A 20,011-nucleotide genomic window follows, 5' to 3' on the forward strand; every position below is an offset into this window, starting at 1 on the left:
ATATTTAAAATGAATTATTTGCAATCACAATTATGCTGTTTAAAATCAATTACCATACGTCCTTGAATTCTACCTTGTTCCATTTCTTCAAATACATTTTGTACTTTATCTAAAGAACAAGTTTGAACAACCGGCACTACTTTCCCTTCTGCACCGAACATAAATGCCTCTTCTAGATCCTTACGAGTACCGACTAGAGAACCAACCACTTCAATTCCGTCTAGTACAAGTCGCGGTATGTTTAAGTCCATAGTTTCTACTGGTAAACCTACTGCAACGACTTTACCACAAGCACGTACTGCATCAACTGCTGAGTTGAATGCTACTTTAGAAACAGCTGTTACTACAGCAGCATACGCACCACCAAACTCATCTTGAACAATCTTATCAGCAGGACCTTGAGAAATTGGATTGATAGTCATATCCGCACCAACCTCTTTTGCTAACGCTAATTTATCGTCATTAATATCTACTGCAATTACCTTTGCACCAAATACGTTTTTAGCATATTGGATAGCTAAGTTACCTAATCCACCACAACCATATATGACGATAGGTTGACCAGGTTTAATATCTGATACTTTTATTGCTTTATATGTAGTTACGCCCGCACATGTGATTGATGATGCTTGAGCAGGATCTAATCCTTCGGGTACTTTCACCGCATAGTCAGCTGTAACAATACATTGTTCAGCCATACCACCATCTACTGAATAACCAGCATTCTTAACTTCACGGCAAAATGTTTCTCTACCAGTTACGCAATATTCACAACGTCCACAAGATTGAAACATCCATGCAATACTTACACGGTCACCTATCTTTAGTGAAGTAACATCATCAGCAATTTTCGTCACAATACCTACACCCTCATGACCAAGAATACGGCCATCTGTGTTCCCAAAATCATGATTTGCAACGTGTAAATCAGTATGACAAACCCCACAATACTCTACATCTACTATCGCTTCACCTGAGTGTAACGGACGTAATTCCTTTTCAATAACTTCAATGTTTGCTTTACTATTTTTATTTACTACTACTGCTTTCATATGTGATCTCCCCTTTAGTGTTTTAGAATTTTAATGAGTTCATCTCACAACTTCTACCTGCACTGTTTCGGCCAATTATTGCACCGAATTTAAGTGTTCAATCATCATTACATGTTCATCATAACATGTAATTTTAAAAGTCTATTGTTAAATATTGAACAATATTTGAATTATTAACCAAATATTCTCTTACTATATTTGAAGGGAAAACTGAAATTCCATCCATGTAAAGTATATATCATTAGACTATTGACCAATAAAAAAAGCCCTTCATTTGAAGAACTTTTCTTATATTCGCTTCATCGAAATCGTTTCACGTATACTTTGTAAATTTTTTAATGTTTCCTCCTGTCGTTGCAACGACAATCCTACATACAAAGTATCTAACAAACTTAACTGTGCTAATCTTGATGAACTTGCTTCTGTGCGGAATTCCGTCTCACGTGTTGAAGTATATAATGTAATATCAGCAAGTTGACTTAGTGCTGATTTTTGATAGCTCGTAATCGCAATAATGCGAACTCCCCTTGCTTTTGCTACTTCTAACGCTTCCAGTAATCCTTTATTGCTACCAGAATGAGAAATTGCAATAACCACTGCTTCTTTCGTAAGTAAACCCGCACCCATAATTTGAAAATGTGAATCTGTATGAGCGATACAAGAAATACCCGTTCTCATAAATTTATGATATGCATCCATCGCAATAATACCAGACCCACCATTTCCATAAAACTCAATACGGCTTGCATCTTGCAAGGCTTTTACAGCTTGCTCTAGTGCTGTATCATTTAACAAATGTAATGTATCTTGCAGTCCTGTAATATGCGAATGAAAAACTTTTTTAGCAACAGTTACCATACTATCTTCTGCAGATACTTCTTCATGAATATTTTGCATAGGAGTATGTACAATTTCACGAGCTAATGTAATCTTTAAATCTTGAAACCCTTGAAAACCAAGGTGCTTACATAAGCGGAATATCGTAGCTTCAGAACTATTCGTAACTTCAGCTAATTCTGTAATCGATTTATGTACAACATCTTGTGGATGTTTCAATATATGTTCAGCAATACTTCGCAATTTCGGTGATAAACCGTTTAACGAAGCTTGAATCTTTCCAATCCCACTTCTTGTACCTGGCATAACATATCTTCCCCTTCCATCGTAGTTTTATTGTACCTAATTATCGAAAGAAGAAAAACCTTTATTTGGCACTACTATAAATTGAAACTTTAATCAGTGAAAGTATTGTACATCTCCCACTAATTATAAGCCCGCAAATAGCTGGATACATTTTAAATACTCCTATGTATTTTGTCGTAACATGGTACATAATTATTCATACTTATTATTTCCCCCCATGTTTCACCGCATATAATGCAGCTTGCGTACGATCATCTACTTCCAATTTAGCTAAAACATTTGAAACATGTGTTTTTACAGTTTGTTCTGTAATATGAAGCTCTGCTGCAATTTCCTTATTACTTCGCCCTTTCGCAATTTCTCGAAGTACTTCTTGCTCTCTTTTCGTTAACATGGAAAAAGGGTTTTCTTTTTCTTTCTTGACTGCTGACCGTCCTAATAGTGCTGGTGTTACTTTCGGATGAAAATTCGCATTTCCTTGATGTACTGCAATGATAGACGCTACAAGTTGCTCAGGTTGTACTTCTTTTAATTGATAACCATCTGCACCAGCTTCCAGTGCTGGTAAAACATAATCTTGCTCTGAAAAACTGCTTAATATTAGTATCTTTATTGTTTCATCATATTGTTTTATCCGTTTTGTTGCTTCAATACCATCCATCTTCGGCATTGATAGATCCATTAATACTACATCTGGCCTTTCCGTTCGGACGAACGTTAATGCCTCTTCACCATTTTCTGCTTCCCCAACAATTTCAAATTCTTCTCTCGTTTTCAAAAAGAATACAAGTCCTCTTCGAACGATATGATGATCCTCAACTAGTAGTAATTTAACCTTCACCCTTCTTCTCCCCTTCAAACCGGCAATTGAATTTCTATTTTGGTCCCCTTTTTCGGCTTTGTTTTTATTTGAAACGATCCACCCATTAACTGAATACGTTCCTTCATATTTTTTAAGCCAAGCGCGGACTCTCTTACTTGCTCTTGTATAAATCCTATACCGTTATCCTCTATGTAAAAATACAATTGGTTATTTTCTATTTTTAAAAGAACATTTACCTTTTCACATGAAGCATGTTTTTTACAATTATGTATTGCTTCTTGACTAATACGCCATAATACTTCTTCTATTTCATCTCCAATTGAAACCATTCCATCAATTCGAACTTCCACGTGAATCCCTAACAACTTTCCGTAATTTTTAATTGCTTCTGCTAAACCTTTCTCTAATCCTTCCGGCCTTAATTGCCAAATCAAAAGTGTCATCTCTTGTAATGCTTCCTGTGATAATTCTCCAATATAACTTAACATTTCTTGCAAATCTTTATCTTTCGTCATATTTAGAGTACCTTTTGCTGTTAACATAATAGAAAATAACAATTGTTTTACTGAATCATGTAAATCACGAGCTAATCGATTTCGTTCTGCTACAACTACGTATTTACGTTCTTTTTCCACTAACTGAATACGTTGGATTGTCGTTCCTATTTGAAATGCAATTGATTCTAATAATGCTAATTCTTCCTCCGAAAAATATGTTTTTTGAGGCGAGGCCACATTTAAGAGACCAAACTTCTCCGATCCAGACCTAAGGGGAATTGTCGCATGATGCGTAACATCTTCAGTCTCCCCCCAATTACATTCAATCGCATCCTCTATTCGCTTACATTCAATAATATTCGTCGCTTTTTCCAATCTCCCATTCACAAAACGCTCTACACACCAGCAGTCTCCTTCACACATCGGCTTCTTCTCTTGCCACGTAAGAGCTGGTGGTAAGTTTTCGTCTACAAGCATACGGTGCTTTCCGCTTTCATCTATAAAAAAGATCCACCCTGTTTGTAAATTCATAACTTGTAACAATGTATGTAACACTTTTTCTAACATGTCTTGTAAGTCTGTTGCTTCATTTAATAATTCAGCAATTGCTTTTAATGCTTCTAAACGATGCATCTCTTTTTCTTCAAAGTTCATTTTCATCACCAACTATCATTATAACATTAAGAAATTTCTAAATTCTACAAATTAAAAAGAACTGAATTCCTTCAGCTCTTTTTTTCTATCAATCATTTTATTATTATGTTGAAAGCAGAATTTTCGTTAACCAACGGTTCTACTTTAGCTATCCGATAAAGATTGTCCACTATGGATATGCTGTAAACTTTCAGTAGTAACGACCATATTTGCTGCTGGCATTTGCACTTGATTCTTATGGAACATAGACATTAATTCAAACCTTACTTGTCTAGAAGTTTCAAAATAATCTTCTGGCTTTATCAAACCTGTAATACAAAATTCGTATCCAACATATTTTAGATTCGGGTTTAAGTCTGTAACACCAACATATTTAAACGGTTCAACAGCTTCATCATCTACTTTATAAAGACACTGAGCCAATTCTTCATTACAATTCACACAAACTTCTTCTAACAATTCCTTAACTCTTGTAGGATCTTCTTGATAACTTACCGTAATCCGTTCAATTACGCGCATCCATCCTTTATTAAAATTTTGTATCGTTCTAATCTCTCCATGTGGTATCGTAAGAAGTTTTCCTGACCATTCACGAATTTGCATAAAGCGAATACTAATTTCCTCAATCGTTCCTGAGTTTGTTCCGTTAAAAGTAACAAAATCGCCAACACGAAACTCTTTGTCCGCTAATCGCGCAAATCCCAATATAACATCTTTTAGCATTTGTTGTGCAGCAAAACCGATAACAACCCCCGCTATCCCTGCACCTGCAATGATACTTTTTATATCTACAAACTGGCTAATTAAATATATGATTAGACTGATGATAATGATATATCTAAAAATAGATCGAATCACACTTTGAATCGTTTGCTCTACCTCTTCATCAAAAAAGCTTGATTTCCTAAAAAACCAATCAATAATGCGGTTTATTACAAAAGAAATAATGATCAGAACTAAAGCAAATAGTAAAAATCTTAAAAGCAAAAACTCCCGTACATAATTAAAAAATTCTTCAGTATACGTTAATAAACTCATCTAACCACTTCCTTAACTAATGAAAATTTCATGCAAAACTGATTTATTGTATTATTTTTTGATTTCCTTAAAACTTGTTACACTTTCTTCTATAAATATACCCTTTTTCATTATTTAAAGGGAGCTGACAATTGAAAATTTATTAAATAAATTTATTTTAAGACCGCAATACTCACCTAAACAAAAAGGGAAATATTAACCCAACACCGAATAGTTCATTTGAAAATATTTTGACTCGCGGAGGTTACAAATAATGGGCTATATCGAAGAGCTAAGAGAAGTAATTGGATCAAGACCACTCAATTTAGCAGGAGTCGCTGTAGCTGTTTTCAATGAACAAGGACAAATATTACTACAACAAAGACGAAATGGGATTTGGGGTGTTCCTGGTGGTTTCGTTGAACTTGGCGAATCAACAGAAGAAGCTGGAAGACGAGAAGTACTTGAAGAAACAGGGATTGAAATAGGAACTTTACAATTAATAAACGTATTTTCTGGAAAAGAATTTTTTGTGAAATTACCGAACGGGGATGAATTTTACCCCATAACGATCGCATATCTTTGTAAAAACATTACAGGCGGTACGTTAAAAGCCGATGGATTTGAATCATTACATGTACAATTTTTTAATTTAAATGGGTTACCAGAAAAAATTAGTCCGTTCCTAAAAAAACTAATCGAGCAAAACGTCGTCACAATTTAAACGTAAAAAGAGACCTTTTTAAAGGTCTCTTTTTTCACTTCACTTCTGCATGTAAGCATGACTTAAAATGTCCCAGTGCAAATTCATGTCCTTGCTCATTAAAAGAGGCAACTGCCTTTTCATAAACTACAATTTTAAATCCTTTATTATAAGCGTCTACTGCTGTGTGAAGAACACAAATATCAGTACAAACACCTACAAGATGAACTTCTTCTATTCTTCTTTCTCTTAACTTCATCTCTAAGTCTGTTCCTGCAAATGCACTATATCGTGTTTTATCCATATAATATACATTCTCAGCATTCTTATATGTTTCGTACACATCTTGTAATTCACCAAACAAATCTCTTCCATTTGTACCAGCTAAGTTATGAGGCGGGAATAACTTTGATTCTGGATGATATACATCGTTTTCTTCATGTTTATCGATCGCAAAGACAACGTAATCTCCATTCTTAATATATTGCTTCGTTATATCTACAATTTCCTTCTCAATTTCTTGTCCTGGTTTCCCGCATGTTAAAGCACCTTTTTCAGCTACAAAATCATATGTATAATCAATATTAATAAGAGCTCGTTTCATAACTTCTATCTCCCCTTTTTCTGTTTCACAGTAAACAATAGAAAATTTGTTATTACGACATCGTATGTACTATTCGACATTTCAAATAAAATACCTACATTTTTCTTGTAAAACTTACCTTAATCCGAGTTTATCATATAATAGATATACAATGGTAAAACAAATAGCTCCTATTAACAATTCATGAATTTGATAATTAAGCGTAATTTGAATGACTTCTTGGATCGTAAACCAAATTTTTTACAGTATTATACTAATTATGTAGAAACGAACACACCAATTCAAATCTTCAACCTCTTTCTCTGTCATAGTAGAAACAAATGATTTCTTCCTACTTAATCGTATTAGAAAACGAAACAAGTTATTCACTGTTACATCCTCTAGTCTAAACAAAAAAGCACACTACTTTTTGAGTAGTGTACTTTTTATTCTTCTTAAGACGCAGGTTTTGTTTCAAATGTTGCTTGATTAAAACTAATAACCTTTCCTTTCGGGTCATTATTTTCATACTGAACTGCAGTAATCGTATGACTACCTGTCTCAAGTGTCTTTTCTTTTAATTGTACTGTTGTCTGTGTTGTACTAGTGACTTGATGTTTATCTGCATACACTTGGTCTACAAATATAAATGTTTCTTTATCGTTCTGAAAATTAGAAAGCTCTAATTCAACTTGCTGAATTAAAGTATCTTTTTTGATGAATACAGCCGGTATATTACCATTCTCAGAAGTGCCATCTGGTGTAATGACTTTTACTTTTCCTTCTCCGACTGGCACTGCTCCTTCTGGAAATACAACTATATTCTCATTACTTGCGTTTACAACTTTTTCTTCCTGCTTTGGTTGTGTACCCTCTTTTTCCTGCGGAGCACCGCAACCAACTAATAACAATACAGACAATCCAGTGATTATGAATTTTTTCAAAATTCATCCCCCCTGTCATTTCATTATAATTTATTATACAAAAATAACTTTTAAATTTTAAGACAACTATTAACACTTTCATGAACAAATAGAATCTTGCTCACGATTAATGTATCATACTTTCCTTAATAGAACATTAATTTTTTTTATGAAATAAATAGTAATTCCCTCTTATCTATCATTTTAGCCCAACAGATGAATTACATACCTGTCCAAAATAAAAAGACATTGTTCATTCAATGTCTTTTTATTTTGGGCTTTAAAAAACAAATGTTGTAATCTCATCTACTTCTTTTCTTGGAAGTTTCTTCGGCTTATCTTTCGGAAAACCGAGTGAAATAACCATATTTATTTGTTTTTCAGGCTCAATTTGTAAATATTGTCGTAGTTCATCTTGAGCTAGCAATACCGGTCCTGTCATCGGACAAGTACCAAGCCCCTTCGCATGTGCAGCCAACATTAAGTTTTGTGCCGCTAAACAGCTACTCTTAATTCCTTCCTCTTCCCAAACTGAATCTGGAACAAAAGCAATTGGATCAAATATCTTTTCGCGAAACTTTGATTCATATGGTGTTGCCAAACATACGATTAATACTGGCGCCTCCGAGAAAGCTGTTGCATATGGTCCGAAAGAACGTGTAAGTAATTTCCCTGCTTTCTCTTCTCCATTTTCTGCCGCTTTTGCCGCAAATTTATGTAATGCATCCCATGTCATTTGTTCAATTTCTTTAATTTTCTCTCGATTCATAATGACTAAGAACTCCCATGTTTGTGAGTTCGTATCACTCGGTGCATAACGAGCACAATCAATAATTTCTTTTATATCACTAGTGGATACTTCTTGTTCTGTGAACTTTCTAACACTTCGTCTACCGTGAATTACTTCTTTAAAATCTTCATAATTCATACATTAAATCCCCTTTTTACAGCGTTTTCAAATCTTGTCCTATGCTTGAATTATATCATGAAAAAAAGCTGGAGGAATACCAGCTTTTTTCTTCAATATTAGTTCGTAACTTTAAACAAACTAATACTTTCTTCATATGCAACTTGAAGTTTCTTTGTAATCGGTCCTCTTTCGCCATTTCCAAATTGCTCGTCACCAATTTGAACGACTGGGAATATTTCAAGTGGTGTCGCTGTAAAGAAGCACTCATCAGCCTCATATACTTCTTGTAGTGAAAATTCTCGTTCTTCTACATCAATATGTAATTCATTCGCTAATGTAATAACGTAGTGACGTGTAATGCCGTGTAGAATGAAATTGTCAGCCGGATGTGTAGTCAATTTATTATTTTTCACCATAAAGAAATTTGAATGACACCCCTCAGTTACAATTCCATCTCGTACTAATATCGCTTCTTGATAACCTTGTTCGTTTATTTTATTTTTAATCATAATATTAGGTAGCAGGTTTAAAGATTTTATATGACAGAACTTCCAGCGTATATCCTCTTCAACAGTAACTTTGATTCCTTGTTCCATAGCAGCAATTGGTCTTGGAAACGAAACAATATTTGCAAAATATGTTGGTTGCATATTTGACTCATATACATGATTACGCGCTTGCGCACCTCTTGATATTTGCAAATATACATTCCCGTCTTCTTGAAATTGATTTTTTTCAATCATTTCATGTAACTCTTCCACTAACTCTTCCTTAGTAAACGGTGGAATTAGTTTTATTTCTTCCATAGAATTAAAGAATCGTTCTAAATGTAAATCTAATAAATGTGGTTTCCCATCATATAGTCTAAATACCTCGTATATACCATCACCAAATTGAAAGCCTCTCTCCTCTAATGGAATCATCGGCTGTTCTTCCTTCGTATTTACAATACTTCCGTTAAACAATATCCAATCCTTATGAATAGCTTTCATTGATTCCCACTCCTTTATTCCATGATTGATTTAATTGTACAACTTATCCACACTCAAAAGAAGGAATTTTCTGTATTTTAACAAATAAAAAAGTGCACCACCTATTTAAAGTGATACACTCAGTTATTTATTTACTTCAGAAAATATTTTTCAATATCATCTAACATAAGGTTTGCAGCTACAATACCACCTGCTGTATTCCAAATCACTTCATCTACTTGGAATACTTTATTATCTTTAGAAGCCTGTAACTGCTTAAAGAGTGGATCTTCTGTCCATTCTTTCGCTAATGTATTTCCTTCATTATTCTTATCCGCATCTTTATCAGATGTGAAATAGAATAAATAATCCCCGTCCATATTTGGAATTTGCTCTTTTGTAATTCCTTTTATCGCAAATTCATCTTTATCTTGTAGTGGTGGTCGTTTAAATCCAATGTCATTTAATACAACGCCTGAGAATGAATTTTTTTGATAAATCCGAACATCACCTGGAACGAAGCGAATAATTGAAACTTTCGAGTTAACTTTATCACCTAATTGTTCTCTTATTCCTGCAATACGCTTTTTATAATCATTAAGAGCATTTTGCCCTTCTTTTTCTTTATTCAAAGCTTTTGTATACAGCGTAAAGTTTTCTTTCCAATCACCACGCAATGTTTCAGCATATACAGTTGGTGCGATTTCTTTTAATTGCTCGTATATTTTTTCGTGACGCATTTTATTTCCGATAATTAAATCTGGCTTAAGCTTCATTACTGCCTCTAAATTAATGTCACGCTCAGTTCCTACTACTTTCGTATTTTTTAACTCTTTCGCTAAATGAGGATACCATTCATCACCAGCTCGTGGTTTTGTAGTTCCAACTGGCGTTACTCCAACACTTAAAAGTGCCTCAGCACCCTCATTTGTTAAAACAACAACTCTTTTTGGCGTACCATTTACTGTCGTTTCTCCCATTGCATGTTTTATCGTATACGAATCTTTTGCCTTCGCCGATGTATCATTTTCTTTTTTCTCTTCTTTACTACACCCTGCAATTACAACCATAAGTATCATAATGCAAAACATAAATAGTTTTTTAGTATGTCCCATATGTCCTCCATAGATGAAATTGATTATCATTAACAAATAAAGATTAATGTATATCTCATACATTGTCAATATATATATCAGAAAACTTTTTCAATATATATAATTTATATCTCATCTTCATTCAAATTTTCACTGTACGTATCTGTCATCCTCATCTTTCTAATCGTAATATTCGAAAAAAAAATGGACATAAGAAAGTAATTGTAATTCCAGTCAATACATAACGTAAATAATGCATATCAGGTATTACTTTTTTTAGTATAAACTGCATTATTAGCATGACACTAAGGCCTAATACTGTTTTTATCACTTGCATTTTTAAATTATTATTTTCATTAATTTTAATAAAATGATTTTCTAACATTATACCAATCGTAGAACCTGTTAAAACCCCTAGCAATTTAAAATTATCTATTTGGTCTGTCATAAAATACATAATGAGTGAAAATACCAATACTATTCGTTGTAACAATATAAATTTCCTATCACTTAATTTCACCGTTACTTTCGTATATAAATAAACAACTATGACACTAATTAAAACGGCACCTATTATATCACTGAGCCAATGTACACGTAAATACAGACGAGACGTAGTAACCAATATAATAAAAATAATTCCAATGATCCAAATGATTCTCTTTTTACATAAAATCATGAATGAGCCCCAAAATGTTGTCGCTAACTGGACGTGAGTACTTGGAAAAGAATAACCTGCGGCTGATTTTTCATATAAAGCTTGAATTCCGTCGTATGTATACGGTCGTGGGATTTTCATGAACTCTTTTACCACTAACCCCATATAGCCAGAGAAACAAAGCATAACAATCATATGAAATGCTTTTCTTTTAGAGACGCACCAATATAAAATCGAAATAATAATTAAATATAATGTCTCATTTGCAATACTAGATACAAGTTTAAAAAATGTTGTAAGTACACTTCCCTCCAAACTTGTCATCCATTCAAGAAATAACATATCAATATTAAACATACAAAAACGATACCTCCTAAAAAATTTCCTTCTGCTATTTGTCAGCACTTAATATAAACTAGTTGATTAACATTTCAAATTTATACACCCACTTACGTTACAGATTAAGAATATATAGTACCACATACTAAAAACAGATAATATGTTAAATCCTCTAATCATTTTTATAAATTTCAATGAAATTTTGAGCTTTATATACAAAGCCATTACAATTACAAACAAAAAACCGCCTTATGTAAGGCGGTTTTTATCATTTTGCTTTAACCAATTTAAAAGAAATATATACGATTGATAGTGAATATAACGTATGCAAAATAAAAGAAATAAAAGGGCTATTCCAGTGGTACTATACAGCAAACCAAACTTTAAGAAAATATTTAAAAGCGGAGGAAAGTTCGTTATGTTTTGTAATGTAATAAACATACAAAACAATAGGAAAAACACAGGAGCATATTGTAATTCATACGGCTTTCTCTTCTTATTCATTCTTTTTCGAATGAACATATGGATTAGCTCTGCTACTATAAAACATCCGCCAATTAATACAAGACCAGAAGTCATTGTCATACATCCACCTGCCTTATATTTATCTCGCATAACTACTCATCGTTATATTTTCTTCACATATATTCCGTCTTCCTCATTAAACCCAAAGCTCTCAATGAAAGATTTTGCTTGTTCTGTTAATTCCGTTTGTAATACCTTTATTTCTTTCACATTTCTTTCTTTCATCATCGTTTCAAATGTAAAATACGTATTTGTTCCATAACCATAACTTTGATAATCAAAGTGAATAATTAGCTGAGATAAAATCGCACTCTCCTCTTGAACACGATAATCTATTACACCAATATATGTATCATCGACTTTCACACAATACTGTACCTGTTCCTCACTTAAACTATGTGAGCGAAACATTTCTTTAACAACGCTTTCATTTTCTACAGTAACTTTCTCAAACGTAATCATATGTTGTCCATCCTTTTACTATTATTGTATCAATAATGCGTTCCATTTATGAAAAAAACCTTAAGAGCATATGCGATCTTAAGGTTTTTCTTATTAAACTAAGCTATACGCACGTTTCGTTTCTTCGTGGAACTTATTCGTATCGTATTTATGCTCAACATAAATTTGATGCCATACCATAAACGCAAGTACAGTCCAAATTTTACGGCTATAATCGCCTTTATCTGCACAATGTGCTTCCAGTAAGTTTAATACATACTGTTTGTCGATTAAATGCTCTGTTTTACTCTCGTTTATAATATTGATAGCCCAATCATGCATTTCGTCTTTTAACCAGTGACGAATTGGTACTGGGAATCCAAGTTTTTTACGATCTAATACGTGATCCGGAACGATTCCGCGTGCTGCTTCACGTAAAATAGCTTTCGTAGTTCCGTTAGCAATCTTAAATTCAGTTGGAATTTTAGATGCAACATCGAATACTTCTTTATCTAAGAACGGTACACGAAGTTCTAATGAGTTTGCCATTGTCATTTTATCAGCTTTTAATAAAATGTCACCGCGTAACCATGTGAACATGTCAATGTACTGCATTTTACTTACATCATCATAATCTTTAATTTCGTTATACAATGGTTTCGTGATATCCATATAGTTAACACTTTCATTGTAATACTTCATTAATTCTGCTTTCTCTTCTTCACGGAAGATTTTCGCGTTTCCATAGTAACGCTCTTCAATTGGCGTACATCCACGCTCTAGGAAGCTCTTTCCTTTAAAGCCTTCTTTAAGAGCACCACTTAATGCTTTTAGAACGCTCTTACCTGGGCTAGGAATGTAAGAGAACATTTTTAGTGAGTTTGGCTCACGGTAAATGTTATAACCACCAAATAGCTCGTCTGCACCTTCACCTGAAAGAACAACTGTTACATGCTTACGTGCTTCTTTTGCAACGAAGTACAATGGTACAGCTGCTGGATCTGCTAAAGGATCATCCATATGCCAAATGATTTTTGGGAACTCATCCATAAACTCTTTCGCTGAAATGAATACGTTATGGTTTTTAACGCCTAATTTCTCAGCAGTTTCTTTCGCAACATCGACTTCACTGAAACCACGTTGCTCAAAACCAACAGAGAATGTTAAAAGATTTGGATTCATTTCTCTTGCGATAGAAGCGATGATAGATGAATCGATACCACCAGATAAGAATGAACCTACTGGTACATCACTGCGCATATGCACTTTTACTGAATCATATAACACATCACGAATTGCTTGGATATGCTCCTCTTTCGTTGCGCTTGAAGCATTGAAATAAGGTTTCCAGTAGCGATGAATTTCCATCTCTTTACCGATTTCTTTTACGAAATAATGACCTGGCTCGATTTTATTAACATCAATTGTTAATGTTTCTGGCTCTGGACCATATTGGTAAGTAAAGTAATGTTGTAGTGACGTTGGGTTAACGCCTTTATCTTCCATCACATGCATAATACTTTTCTTCTCAGATGCGAAGAATGTAGTATCACCTTGTTGTGCGATGTATAAAGGTTTAATACCGAAGTGGTCACGTGCACCGAAAAGTTTCTTCTCTTCACGATCCCAAATCATAAATGCAAACATACCACGAAGATAGTCTACACATTTTTCTTTCATATGTGCATATAAAGCAATGATAACTTCTGTATCAGATTGCGTTGCAAACGTTGCACCTTTTTCAAGTAACATTTCACGTAATTCTACATAGTTGTAAATTTCACCATTAAAAATAATTACATATCGATCATTTTCATAAGTTAGCGGCTGATGTCCTGCCTCTAAGTCAATGATACTTAAACGGCGGAAGCCAAATTGTACATGTTCATCACGAAAATATCCTTCGTCATCTGGACCTCTGTGGAAAATCATCGTGTTCATATTTTCAAATTGATGTTTTTCTGTTTCTGAAAACTCTCTAGGGTTTTCACATAAACATCCTACAAAACCACACATACTTCTTACCCTCTTTCAGTTTTCATTCTGTCTCTATACTACTATATCAACCCTATTTATACTAGCATAATCAACTGAATATGGCGACCAAAAACTATAAAAAAATCACTCCATTTCACATTTTTAACATTTTTTTATGAAAACATGAAAACTAGGCACTCACCTTTCTCCGCTTTTGTCATATGATATTGCAAATTGATTTCTAGGAGGGAATACCATGAGTGAAGAAAAAAAAGATTCTTCTCGCCCACCGGTTCGTAATTACTTAAAGCAAATTGATGATTTCTTCGAGCAAACACCACTTCGCAATGTAATCGCTGATTTAAATCATTTTTTCCAAAAAGGAAACCGTTTATTAACATTCCCTGTAGATTTATATGAAGTTGGTGAAGAACTCGTTGTTACAGCTGAACTACCAGGTATACAAAAAGAACAAATCCAAATTGAAATACAAAGTGAATACTTAAAAGTCTCTGTAAAAGAAGAGATACTTGAAGAGGAAGAAGAACAAACATCCCATAACTATTATCGCCGAGAACGTTCCATTTCAGAAGCATCAAGATTAATTAAGTTACCGTATTCAATTAATAAAAAAGCAGCAAAAGCTTCTTATCAAAACGGTGTATTAGAAATTCGCGCACCAAAACTTCCACAACAACATGACATTTTATCCATAGACTAATGCAAAAAAAATAAGGGTGCTATGCACCCTTATTTTTAATCCACTAATCGCTTCATATCACGTATAATATCTTCGTATGGCGTATTACTAATGCCGCTATACTTTTTCATTACTTTTCCGTTTTGATCAATTAAATAAAATGATGTACCATGCATAACTTGACCATTCTCAGGTTTATCTACAAGTGATTGGAAATTATCTTTTGAAAACTTTGTAATATCTTCTAACGAATAACCCGTTAATAAATTCCAGTTACTAGTATCCTCTGTGAACTTTTGAATGAAAGCCTTCAGATTTTCTGGCTTATCAAGGTCTGGATCTACACTAAAAGAAACAAACTGAACATCTAATTTCTCTTCTTTTGCCATCTTTTGCAGTTTTGCCATATTAGCAGTCATTGGCGGACAAACGGTTTGGCAATTTGTGAACATAAAATCTGCAACCCAAACTTTCCCTTTTAAATCTTTTGTACCAAATTGCTTTCCATCTTGATTTGTAAATTGGAAAGTTTCTAAATCCCAATTTAATGGTTTACGAAGCTTTGAACCTGATTCACTACATCCAGCAAGTACAAAGAGACAAAATACAACCATAAGACCAATTATTTTTTGATAACGCTTCATTTATAAACCTCTTTTCTCTATCCTAAATTTAAATAGGTTACGTTTATCATAACAAAAGTTAACACTACGAGAAAATTGTTTACTACATTTGTTCACGAAATCGTACGAATTTACGTATGTAACTTCTTTATTTCAAGCCAATTACTAGACAAAATATATTTTTTTACTATTATTTCTCTAAATAGAAGTTGCGAAACTAATTTTATTGTTACTTTTGTAAATACATCCCCCTGTTTTTTAACAATTCCTTAAACATTCATCCATGTTATACACTGTATTCCTTAACAACATTTCGGTACAATACAATTACAACGATTTTAAATGAGGTGATGTTCATGACAAAACGTTATGAAAACATGGATAATGTGAGCACAAAAAAATCAATTCGTTCCTTTTTACGTTGGCGTAAAGAACGAAAACAAAATAAAAAGGATTTTTCTTTTTTAGTAGAACAATCACCTGTTAAACAAAGTAAATTCCTACAAAACAACTTTGAAAAGACGACTGTAACTTGGATTGGTCATTCCACATTCCTTATCCAAACGAATGGGCTAAATATATTAACAGATCCAGTATGGGCTACTAAATTAAAATTAGTTCCAAGACTTACTGAACCAGGTCTTTCTATACAAGAATTACCTAAAATTGATATTGTCCTCATTTCACACGGTCATTATGATCATTTAGATTTTTCAACGCTTCGCCAGCTACATGATGATGTTCTATACCTTGTACCTATTGGACTAAAAAAATTATTTACTCGCAAAAAATTTACTCACGTAGAAGAGTATAATTGGTGGGGAAATACAACAATTAATGATGTTTCCTTTCACTTCGTACCTGCCCAGCACTGGACGAGAAGATCCTTATTTGATATGAATACATCTCACTGGGGTGGATGGATTATTCATAATGAAACGACTTCGGAAACTACTTATTTTTGTGGTGACAGTGGCTACTTCCAAGGTTTCAAAGAAATTGGCAAACGCTTTTCAATTGATATTGCTCTTATGCCAATTGGCGCTTATGAACCAGAATGGTTTATGAAAATATCTCACGTTTCACCTGAAGAAGCAGTGCAAGCATATTTAGATTTAAACGCTACGCATTTTATACCAATGCATTATGGGGCTTTTGCACTCGCCGATGAAACACCTCGCGAGGCAGTAACAAGGCTTCGAAATAATTGGAATTTACGTATGTTACCGTGGGAACAACTGCATGTACTCTTTTTAGGTCAAACTTTCACTTATAATAGCGTAACAAATGATAAGCAATTGAATAAAAAAATTGAAAGTTTACATGTATAACGTAACTACTTATTTTCTATATCTAACATATAATATAGAAAATCATAAAGTGAAACTTTAATCAGTGGGTGTTTTCTATGAATGAATATTTACAGACTCGCTATATCATTAGCGGGAGTGCCTGTATAGCCCTTCTTATTTCTTACTTTCTCTTCACATAAAGTGAAACTTTAATCAGTGGTGGCTTCATCCTCCACTGATTATTAGCCCACAAATAGAGTAATAAAAAAGCTACTTGAAATAAATTCCAAGTAGCTTTTTTATTACTCTGCTAAATACATAAATCCAATTGCACCCGGACCTGTATGAGTACTAATAATAGGCGTTGTATAGAAAATTTCTGATTGAGCAAACCCACTCACTTTTTCAACCGCCGCTTTTACACTTTCAGCTAAAGGAATTGCTTTCGCATGTGGAATTGCCACAGCTTTTACAACTTTTCCAGCTGTATCTTCCTCAAATAACTTAGCTAACGTTTTTACAATTTGGCCTTGGCTACGCACTTTCGTTACAGGGTTATAAACACCATCTTCAAGGCTAGCAATTGGCTTTATATTAAGCAGCGAACCGATAAACGCTTTTCCTTTACCAATACGCCCACCCTTCACTAAGTTTTCTAATGTATCTACGACTACATATAAACGAGTATTCTTTCTCACTTCATCTACACGTTTTAAAATTTCTTCTAGTGAGCGTCCTTCATTTGCCATTTTCGCAGCTTCAATTACTTGATAAGCTAAAGCATGTGTAATAAATTGAGAATCAACAACTGTTACTTTTGTATCGGTCATCGATGCAGCACTATTGGCGGTTGCCACAGTACCACTCATTCCACTTGTCATATGAATAGAAAGCACTTCACTTCCATCTTCGCCTAACTTGTCATACATTTCTACAAATGTACCCATTGCTGGTTGTGATGTTTTTGGTAGTTCCTCTGATTTAATCATTTCTTCAATAAATTCATCAGGTTGTAGATCAACGCGATCTAAATATGTTTGTCCATTTACAGAGATTGATAATGGTAGAACATGAATGTCATACTTCTCAATTACCTCTTGTGATAAATCTGCCGTTGAATCTGTTACAATTTTAATTTTTTGCATATTATATTCTTCCCTTTCCAATACGCTCTCCTTGTTATTATACTAGCATTCCCTGTGCTTTCAACAATTTCGAACAAATTTCACCAAATTAATTATATTTTTATACCTAAAATGAAAAAGACAGAGATCCTAACCCTGTCTCTACTCTATATCATGCATTTTTTTCAAGAGTATTTGTTTTATATACATTTAGATAATCATTCCACTTCAAACAATTTTGTAAATATTCACGGAAAGAATATGAAAATCTTGGGTGTTTTTGTTTTTGAATTTTTGCAATAAATAATTGAAGACGAGACTGAATTAGAAACGATAATGGATGCTGCGCCTGTAGGACAGGGATTTCAAATATTTTAATACAATCCCCTGTTGAATGAGTGAAATAAAAACTTTTCGTAATCACAATATCAATCCTCTTTTTCATTGGATTTTGAACTTTCTCTACTTTACGCTGTAACACGTGTTTAAAGTGGAGACTCCTATGAATACAACAGTAGTATCCTTAGACAATCCCTTTAATCCTTATAGTTAGAAGATGTATCTTCAATTCATCTCCACCTAATCCATCCCCCATCTTAAATATCCGTTAAGACAGGAATCTCGTTATCCGTAAATTACTTAATACATTCAGTATAAACTTATAAAAGCGCAAAGTTTGTCTAAATTTTGGAGATTCTATAATTTTTTTCTTCTATATATTGTATACGTTTATAGCTAGAGTATAACAAATAAATAAAAAAAGTGCCTTTATAACGAGGCACTTTTCGACTGAATTTCTTCTCTTTTCTTTTTGCGCTTACTAACAACCTTTGATAGAGCGATACTAATTTCATAAATACAAATAAGTGGTACAGCTACTAAACTGTGTGATAAAAAATCAGGCGGTGATATACACGATGCGATGATAATTAATGCTACATAAGCATATCTTCTTATTTTTATTAGAAATCCCGCCGTCAACAATCCAATACTTGTTAAAAACATTACAACTACAGGTAATTCAAAAATCACAGCAAATGGAACTGTTAAATTAAGAACAAAATGAAAATACTTTTCTGTCGTAAACATCGTATTAAACATTTCGTTACCTATCGTAGTTAAAAAATGAAATAAAAACGGCATTACAACGAAATATCCAAAACATAAACCAGCAATAAATAATATGGACAATACCGGTATATACATCACTGTCATCTTTTGTTCATTTGGATGTAAGCCCGGTTTTACAAATAACCAAATTTGTATAGCAGCAAAAGGAATTGTACAAACGATAGCAAATACTGTAGCAATCGAGAAAAAAATCCACAATACATCACTAGGTCCCAGAACTGTTAACTTCATCGGCAAATCTTTTACGAGCCAAAAATATATATCCTTCGTAAAAGTAAATCCAATAATTAAAAATAGTACAAATGATAAGACTGTATATATTACTCGTTTACGAAGCTCAACAATATGTTCTACTACGCTCATTTCTTGGTCTTCCATCTCGTTCACCACACTTTATTTATCCATTACAAGGAAAATCCATTACATTTTTTCCTTCTTTTCCTTCTCTTGAAATGCGTCATCTGTCAATTCTTTCGTTGATTTTTTAAACTCTTTTAACGTTTCCCCTAAAGCCTTTCCGATCTCCGGTAATTTTTTAGGCCCAAATAAAATGAGTACAGCTACTAAAATTAAAATTAACCCTGGAAAGCCAATATTTGAAAACATTTCTCCATCCCCTTTATTAGTAGATTCCTTGTCCTACTATTACATAATTTTATTTTGTCAAAAAAGTTTGAAAACGTCAACAAATCCATTGCCTTTTGTCAAAAAAATTAAAAAATATAATCAATTATACAAATTTCATTTTCTATTGCCCTTGTGTATGATATGGTAAGGGAAACGACATATTATTTTATCCCGTTTTAACGGGCAGTAAGAACCACCACCTCA

22 protein-coding genes and 1 pseudogene are annotated in these 20,011 nt (G+C 33.4%); 3 read left to right on the forward strand and 20 right to left on the reverse strand.

Annotated elements, in window-relative coordinates:
- Window positions 1-14: 14 nt before the first annotated feature.
- The 5 genes from adhP to QCI44_RS17100 form a co-directional block, all read right to left on the reverse strand.
- Complete coding sequence (gene adhP / locus QCI44_RS17080) at window positions 15-1,052, reverse strand: alcohol dehydrogenase AdhP (RefSeq protein ID WP_016088043.1); 1,038 nt, start codon at window positions 1,050-1,052, stop codon at window positions 15-17.
- Window positions 1,053-1,340: 288 nt separating this feature from the next.
- On the reverse strand, window positions 1,341-2,195 hold the full coding sequence (locus QCI44_RS17085) for a MurR/RpiR family transcriptional regulator (protein ID WP_016088044.1): 855 nt from the start codon (window positions 2,193-2,195) through the stop codon (window positions 1,341-1,343).
- 205 nt (window positions 2,196-2,400) lie between these two features.
- Window positions 2,401-3,036 (reverse strand): two-component system response regulator CasR, encoded by a 636-nt coding sequence (gene casR / locus QCI44_RS17090; RefSeq protein WP_016134379.1) that lies wholly within the window; start codon window positions 3,034-3,036, stop codon window positions 2,401-2,403.
- 14 nt (window positions 3,037-3,050) lie between these two features.
- Window positions 3,051-4,169: a GAF domain-containing sensor histidine kinase gene (locus QCI44_RS17095; protein WP_016088046.1), complete on the reverse strand. Its 1,119-nt coding sequence runs from the start codon at window positions 4,167-4,169 to the stop codon at window positions 3,051-3,053.
- A 144-nt stretch (window positions 4,170-4,313) separates the two neighbouring features.
- Window positions 4,314-5,207 carry a mechanosensitive ion channel family protein gene (locus QCI44_RS17100; protein WP_016088047.1) on the reverse strand — a complete coding sequence of 298 codons (894 nt, stop codon included), beginning with the start codon at window positions 5,205-5,207 and terminating at the stop codon, window positions 4,314-4,316.
- Window positions 5,208-5,460: 253 nt separating this feature from the next.
- On the opposite strand from QCI44_RS17100, the gene QCI44_RS17105 reads away from it, so the two are divergent.
- On the forward strand, window positions 5,461-5,910 hold the full coding sequence (locus QCI44_RS17105; protein WP_016088048.1) for an NUDIX hydrolase: 450 nt from the start codon (window positions 5,461-5,463) through the stop codon (window positions 5,908-5,910).
- A gap of 34 nt (window positions 5,911-5,944) precedes the next feature.
- On the opposite strand, the gene QCI44_RS17110 is transcribed toward QCI44_RS17105, so the two are convergent.
- The 10 genes and pseudogenes from QCI44_RS17110 to asnB form a co-directional block, all read right to left on the reverse strand.
- The gene (locus QCI44_RS17110; protein ID WP_016088049.1) at window positions 5,945-6,493 is read right to left on the reverse strand and encodes a cysteine hydrolase family protein; all 549 of its coding nucleotides are present in this window, start codon (window positions 6,491-6,493) and stop codon (window positions 5,945-5,947) included.
- Between the two features lie 114 nt (window positions 6,494-6,607).
- Window positions 6,608-6,862 (reverse strand): annotated as a pseudogene (locus QCI44_RS17115) (hypothetical protein).
- A 65-nt stretch (window positions 6,863-6,927) separates the two neighbouring features.
- The gene (locus tag QCI44_RS17120; protein WP_016088050.1) at window positions 6,928-7,416 is read right to left on the reverse strand and encodes a hypothetical protein; all 489 of its coding nucleotides are present in this window, start codon (window positions 7,414-7,416) and stop codon (window positions 6,928-6,930) included.
- Window positions 7,417-7,675: 259 nt separating this feature from the next.
- Window positions 7,676-8,323, reverse strand: coding sequence for a nitroreductase family protein (locus tag QCI44_RS17125; protein WP_016088051.1), 648 nt, complete (start codon window positions 8,321-8,323; stop codon window positions 7,676-7,678).
- Window positions 8,324-8,421: 98 nt separating this feature from the next.
- Window positions 8,422-9,297 carry a D-amino-acid transaminase gene (dat, locus tag QCI44_RS17130; RefSeq protein WP_016088052.1) on the reverse strand — a complete coding sequence of 292 codons (876 nt, stop codon included), beginning with the start codon at window positions 9,295-9,297 and terminating at the stop codon, window positions 8,422-8,424.
- A gap of 131 nt (window positions 9,298-9,428) precedes the next feature.
- A complete protein-coding gene (locus QCI44_RS17135; RefSeq protein ID WP_016088053.1) occupies window positions 9,429-10,391 on the reverse strand; it encodes an ABC transporter substrate-binding protein in 963 nt (320 codons plus the stop codon).
- Window positions 10,392-10,542: 151 nt separating this feature from the next.
- On the reverse strand, window positions 10,543-11,385 hold the full coding sequence (locus tag QCI44_RS17140; RefSeq protein WP_353811348.1) for a phosphatase PAP2 family protein: 843 nt from the start codon (window positions 11,383-11,385) through the stop codon (window positions 10,543-10,545).
- A gap of 231 nt (window positions 11,386-11,616) precedes the next feature.
- Window positions 11,617-11,946, reverse strand: a complete 330-nt coding sequence (locus QCI44_RS17145) for a hypothetical protein (protein ID WP_033659684.1) — start codon at window positions 11,944-11,946, stop codon at window positions 11,617-11,619.
- Between the two features lie 48 nt (window positions 11,947-11,994).
- The gene (locus tag QCI44_RS17150; RefSeq protein ID WP_016088056.1) at window positions 11,995-12,354 is read right to left on the reverse strand and encodes a GNAT family N-acetyltransferase; all 360 of its coding nucleotides are present in this window, start codon (window positions 12,352-12,354) and stop codon (window positions 11,995-11,997) included.
- 93 nt (window positions 12,355-12,447) lie between these two features.
- On the reverse strand, window positions 12,448-14,349 hold the full coding sequence (gene asnB / locus QCI44_RS17155) for an asparagine synthase (glutamine-hydrolyzing) (protein ID WP_000333816.1): 1,902 nt from the start codon (window positions 14,347-14,349) through the stop codon (window positions 12,448-12,450).
- 217 nt (window positions 14,350-14,566) lie between these two features.
- On the opposite strand from asnB, the gene QCI44_RS17160 reads away from it, so the two are divergent.
- Entirely contained in the window at window positions 14,567-15,031 is a 465-nt protein-coding gene (locus QCI44_RS17160; protein ID WP_001288085.1) for an Hsp20/alpha crystallin family protein, read from the forward strand.
- Between the two features lie 35 nt (window positions 15,032-15,066).
- Here QCI44_RS17160 and QCI44_RS17165 read toward each other — a convergent pair whose 3' ends face one another.
- Window positions 15,067-15,654 carry an SCO family protein gene (locus tag QCI44_RS17165; protein WP_016088057.1) on the reverse strand — a complete coding sequence of 196 codons (588 nt, stop codon included), beginning with the start codon at window positions 15,652-15,654 and terminating at the stop codon, window positions 15,067-15,069.
- 335 nt (window positions 15,655-15,989) lie between these two features.
- Between QCI44_RS17165 and QCI44_RS17170 the strand changes: the two genes are divergently transcribed.
- A complete protein-coding gene (locus QCI44_RS17170) occupies window positions 15,990-16,964 on the forward strand; it encodes an MBL fold metallo-hydrolase (protein ID WP_016088058.1) in 975 nt (324 codons plus the stop codon).
- 263 nt (window positions 16,965-17,227) lie between these two features.
- Here the strand turns inward: QCI44_RS17170 and QCI44_RS17175 are convergent, their stop codons facing one another.
- The 4 genes from QCI44_RS17175 to QCI44_RS17190 form a co-directional block, all read right to left on the reverse strand.
- On the reverse strand, window positions 17,228-18,070 hold the full coding sequence (locus QCI44_RS17175; RefSeq protein ID WP_033659830.1) for a DegV family protein: 843 nt from the start codon (window positions 18,068-18,070) through the stop codon (window positions 17,228-17,230).
- A gap of 151 nt (window positions 18,071-18,221) precedes the next feature.
- Entirely contained in the window at window positions 18,222-18,473 is a 252-nt protein-coding gene (locus QCI44_RS17180) for a DUF2535 family protein (protein ID WP_000629012.1), read from the reverse strand.
- A 344-nt stretch (window positions 18,474-18,817) separates the two neighbouring features.
- Window positions 18,818-19,558 (reverse strand): twin-arginine translocase subunit TatC, encoded by a 741-nt coding sequence (gene tatC / locus QCI44_RS17185; protein ID WP_033659683.1) that lies wholly within the window; start codon window positions 19,556-19,558, stop codon window positions 18,818-18,820.
- Between the two features lie 42 nt (window positions 19,559-19,600).
- Window positions 19,601-19,786, reverse strand: coding sequence for a twin-arginine translocase TatA/TatE family subunit (locus QCI44_RS17190; protein WP_000492443.1), 186 nt, complete (start codon window positions 19,784-19,786; stop codon window positions 19,601-19,603).
- Window positions 19,787-20,011: the final 225 nt, after the last annotated feature.

This window comes from Bacillus cereus group sp. RP37, from assembly GCF_040459695.1.
Classification (GTDB): domain Bacteria; phylum Bacillota; class Bacilli; order Bacillales; family Bacillaceae_G; genus Bacillus_A.

Excerpts from the sequence above, each read along its gene's own strand:
- QCI44_RS17145 (WP_033659684.1), bottom strand. The coding sequence starts at position 11,946 with ATGACTTCTGGTCTTGTATTAATTGGCGGATGTTTTATAGTAGCAGAG.
- tatC (WP_033659683.1), bottom strand. The coding sequence starts at position 19,558 with ATGGAAGACCAAGAAATGAGCGTAGTAGAACATATTGTTGAGCTTCGT.
- QCI44_RS17170 (WP_016088058.1), top strand. The coding sequence starts at position 15,990 with ATGACAAAACGTTATGAAAACATGGATAATGTGAGCACAAAAAAATCA.
- QCI44_RS17150 (WP_016088056.1), bottom strand. The coding sequence starts at position 12,354 with ATGATTACGTTTGAGAAAGTTACTGTAGAAAATGAAAGCGTTGTTAAA.
- QCI44_RS17110 (WP_016088049.1), bottom strand. The coding sequence starts at position 6,493 with ATGAAACGAGCTCTTATTAATATTGATTATACATATGATTTTGTAGCT.
- asnB (WP_000333816.1), bottom strand. The coding sequence starts at position 14,349 with ATGTGTGGTTTTGTAGGATGTTTATGTGAAAACCCTAGAGAGTTTTCA.
- QCI44_RS17125 (WP_016088051.1), bottom strand. The coding sequence starts at position 8,323 with ATGAATTATGAAGATTTTAAAGAAGTAATTCACGGTAGACGAAGTGTT.
- QCI44_RS17100 (WP_016088047.1), bottom strand. The coding sequence starts at position 5,207 with ATGAGTTTATTAACGTATACTGAAGAATTTTTTAATTATGTACGGGAG.
- QCI44_RS17175 (WP_033659830.1), bottom strand. The coding sequence starts at position 18,070 with ATGCAAAAAATTAAAATTGTAACAGATTCAACGGCAGATTTATCACAA.
- QCI44_RS17095 (WP_016088046.1), bottom strand. The coding sequence starts at position 4,169 with ATGAACTTTGAAGAAAAAGAGATGCATCGTTTAGAAGCATTAAAAGCA.
- QCI44_RS17135 (WP_016088053.1), bottom strand. The coding sequence starts at position 10,391 with ATGGGACATACTAAAAAACTATTTATGTTTTGCATTATGATACTTATG.
- QCI44_RS17190 (WP_000492443.1), bottom strand. The coding sequence starts at position 19,786 with ATGTTTTCAAATATTGGCTTTCCAGGGTTAATTTTAATTTTAGTAGCT.
- QCI44_RS17140 (WP_353811348.1), bottom strand. The coding sequence starts at position 11,385 with ATGTTTAATATTGATATGTTATTTCTTGAATGGATGACAAGTTTGGAG.
- adhP (WP_016088043.1), bottom strand. The coding sequence starts at position 1,052 with ATGAAAGCAGTAGTAGTAAATAAAAATAGTAAAGCAAACATTGAAGTT.
- QCI44_RS17160 (WP_001288085.1), top strand. The coding sequence starts at position 14,567 with ATGAGTGAAGAAAAAAAAGATTCTTCTCGCCCACCGGTTCGTAATTAC.
- QCI44_RS17105 (WP_016088048.1), top strand. The coding sequence starts at position 5,461 with ATGGGCTATATCGAAGAGCTAAGAGAAGTAATTGGATCAAGACCACTC.
- QCI44_RS17085 (WP_016088044.1), bottom strand. The coding sequence starts at position 2,195 with ATGCCAGGTACAAGAAGTGGGATTGGAAAGATTCAAGCTTCGTTAAAC.
- dat (WP_016088052.1), bottom strand. The coding sequence starts at position 9,297 with ATGAAAGCTATTCATAAGGATTGGATATTGTTTAACGGAAGTATTGTA.
- QCI44_RS17165 (WP_016088057.1), bottom strand. The coding sequence starts at position 15,654 with ATGAAGCGTTATCAAAAAATAATTGGTCTTATGGTTGTATTTTGTCTC.